At 70.7% G+C, this 3,077-nt stretch carries 1 protein-coding gene; it reads right to left on the minus strand.

All coding sequences use genetic code 11. From position 1 onward, the window contains the following. On the minus strand, positions 1 to 3,065 hold a 3,065-nt coding region (locus tag ACFYZB_RS46670; protein WP_388768254.1), incomplete at its 3' end, for a type I polyketide synthase. Positions 3,066 to 3,077 lie beyond the last annotated feature (12 nt).

A 3,077-nucleotide genomic window follows, 5' to 3' on the forward strand; every position in this document is an offset into this window, starting at 1 on the left:
CGCATACCAGGGGCCTGTTCACCCCGGCGACTGGTCAGCAGCAGACGGCGCACACCGTACTCGGACACCAGATGCCGGGCGAAGAGGCCACCCAGCGTGCCCGTCGCACCCGTCACCAGCACCGTCCCCTCGGCGGAGAAGACCGATGCGGGACCGGCTGTGTCCTCCTCAGTCACCGGGGTGCGCACCAGCCGGGCGCCGTAAGCCTCGCCGCCCCGGACGACGACCTGCGGCTCACCCGTCGCCAGCGCCAGAGCGACCGCGTCATCCGCGTCCGCGCCCGTGTCGGTGTCGGTGTCGATCAGGACGAAACGGTCCGGATCCTCCGACTGGGCGGAGCGCACCAGACCCCACACGGCCGCACCCGCCAGATCGGTGACGTCCTCACCCGGCAACGCCACCGCACCTTGCGTGACTACCGCGATGCGATCGGCAGCCGACCGCAGCTCGGCGAGCGCCCGATGCACCGCCGTCCGCACGGCCTGCGCGTCCGCACCCGGCGCACTGCGGAACACCACCACATCATCCGGCGCAGAACCATGCGATCGCACCTCCGGCAGTCGTACCCAGTCGAGCTGGAAGAGGGATTCGTGGAACGCCGGCCGGGCCGCCGCCAGCTGCTCCGGCGCGACCTCCCGGAGCACCAGCGAACGGACCGTCGCCACCGGACGGCCCTGTTCGTCGGCGACCGCGAGTGCGACAGCCTCGGCACCCTCGCGGGCGAGTCGCACGCGCAGCCGGGAGGCGCCGGTCGCGTGCAGCGAGACACCGGTCCAGGCGAAGGGCAGACGGGTGCTCTCGGCACCGCCGGGCAGCAGCGCGGTCGCGTGCAGGCAGGCGTCCAGGAGGGCCGGGTGCACCCCGAAGCCCTCCACCCCCGTCTCCTCCGGCAGAGCCACCTCGGCATACACCGTGTCACCGTCGCTCCAGGCGGCCGTCAGGCCCTGGAACACCGGCCCGTACTCCAGACCCGCCTCCGCCAGCGTGTCGTACAGGCCCGCCAGATCGACCTGCTCAACGCCGCGCGGCGGCCACTGGGCCAGGTCGAACGAGGCCTCCGGTGCCGTGGCGGACAGCAGACCGGTCGCGTGCCGGGTCCATGTGCCCTCCTCCTCGTCGGAGCGCCCGTACACGTGCACCGACCGCGTCCCGTCCTCGGCGGCGGTACCGACCACCACCTGTACGGCGACTCCACCACGCTCCGGCAGCACCAGCGGAGCCTCCAGCGTCAGCTCCTCCAGCAGCTCGCAGCCGACCCGGTCGCCGGCCGCCAGGGCCAGGTCCACCAGGCCGGTGCCGGGGAACAGGACGGTGCCGCCGACCGCGTGGTCCGCCAGCCACGGCTGGGCCGAAGTGGAGAGCCGGCCCGTCAGCACCACGGCCTCGCTGTCCGGCGAGGCCACCACGGCACCGAGCAGCGGGTGCACCGCGCGGTCGAGCCCCGCGGACGTCACCCCGCCGGTGTCCGCACCGGCCCAGGCCTCGGACCAGTACTCCAGAGCGTCCATCCAGAAGCGCCGGCGCTGGAAGGCGTAGGTGGGCAGCTCGACACGGCGGGCTCCCGTGCCCGCATAGAACGCCGACCAGTCGACCTTCCCACCGTGCACCGCGATCCGGGCCACCGCGGACACCAGCTCACGCACCTCACCACGGTCACGACGCAACACCGGGACGAAGACACCCTCAGCACTCTGCTGACCCATCGCCGTCAACACCGCGTCCGGGCCCAGCTCCAGATACGTGGTGACACCCTTGTCGGCCAACACCTTCACCGCGTCCGCGAACCGGACCGCCTCACGGACGTGGCGGACCCAGTACTCCGGATCCGACAGGTCGTCGGTGACCAGGGCGCCGGTGAGGGTGGAGACGATCGGGATCGACGGGGTGCCGTACTCCAACTCACTTGCTATGGATCGGAATTCGGCGAGCATCGGCTCCATCAGCGGCGAGTGGAACGCGTGCGAGACCTTCAGCCGGGTCGTCTTACGACCCTCCGCCTCGAAGTGCGCCTTGATCCGCAGCGCCTCCGCCTCCACCCCGGAAACCACCACCGACTGGGGACCGTTGACGGCCGCAATACCGACACCGTCCACCAACAGAGGACGCACTTCTTCCTCCGTCGCCTGCACGGCAACCATCGCGCCGCCCTCCGGCAACGCCTGCATCAACCGGCCACGAGCGGTGACCAGCCTCGCCGCATCCGCGAGGGACAGGACACCGGAGACATGCGCGGCAGCGAACTCACCAATCGAATGCCCGGCCAGGTAGTCCGGCTTGACACCCCAGGACTCCACCAACCGATACAACGCCACCTCAACCGCGAACAACGCCGGCTGCGTGAACTCCGTACGACTCAACCGCTCCGCGTCCTCACCCCAGATGACCTCACGCAACGGCAGATCGATCACCTCGAGGACCGCATCGAAGGCCTCCGCGAACACCGGGAACGCGTCATACAACTCCCGGCCCATCCCGACCCGCTGCGCCCCCTGACCCGTGAACAGGAACGCCGTACGACCAGCCCCCCGCACACTCCCCTGCACCACACCCGCAGCCGACCGACCCTCCACCAACGCACCCAGACCGGCCAGCAACTCATCCCGGTCGGCGCCGATCACCGCGAGGCGGCGGTCCATGGCGGCGCGGTGGGTGACCAGGGAGTGGGCGATGTCCAGGGGGCGCAGGGTGGGGTTGTTCGTCAGGTGTGTGCGCAGGCGCTCGGCCTGGGCGCGCAGGGCGTCGTCCGTCTTCGCGGACAGTACCCACGGCACGGCGGGAAGGGTTCGGCCCTCGGCTTCCTCGGGGGTCTCTTCGGCGGGGGCCTGCTCGATGATGACGTGGGCGTTGGTACCGCTGATACCGAACGAGGAGATACCCGCGCGACGCGGACGACCCGTCTCCGGCCACGGACGGGACTCGGTCAACAGCCGGACACCGCCCTCCGACCAGTCCACCTGGTGCGTCGGCTCGTCCACATGCAGCGTCTTGGGCAGCACACCGTGCCGGATCGCCTCGACCATCTTGATGATGCCCGAAACACCCGCAGCCGCCTGCGTGTGCCCCATGTTCGACTTGAT

This window comes from Streptomyces sp. NPDC001852 (genome assembly GCF_042891825.1).
In the GTDB taxonomy this organism is placed as follows: Bacteria; Actinomycetota; Actinomycetes; order Streptomycetales; family Streptomycetaceae; genus Streptomyces.